Genomic DNA, 237 nt, shown 5'->3' with positions numbered 1-237 from the left:
CACTGGTCGCCATCGTTGATATCGAGTTTGACGATCTGCCAGGCAAACATGCCGGCAGCGATCGCGAGGCCAAGATAGGCAACAGGCCCGACGCTTGCCAGCCAGAAGGCAAGCAGCATCAGCACTAGCGTCGCCCCGTAAAGGCCGATCAGCCACTGGCGGGTGCGATCACCGAACAGCCGCGCTGTGGAGCGGACACCGATCAACTCGTCGTCTTCCTTGTCCTGATGCGCATAG

Annotated in this window: 1 protein-coding gene; it reads right to left on the bottom strand. The window is 60.8% G+C overall.

What is annotated here, in order from left to right; translation table 11 throughout:
- Positions 1–237 (bottom strand): UbiA family prenyltransferase (locus SB659_RS20470; RefSeq protein WP_410551763.1); only part of this gene is annotated, 237 nt, incomplete at both ends.

It is taken from the genome of Arthrobacter sp. SIMBA_036 (assembly GCF_046535135.1).
Taxonomy (GTDB): domain Bacteria; phylum Actinomycetota; class Actinomycetes; order Actinomycetales; family Micrococcaceae; genus Arthrobacter.
The sequence above is the reverse complement of the archived record's forward strand: the minus strand, read 5'-3'. Positions and strand labels throughout refer to the sequence as shown.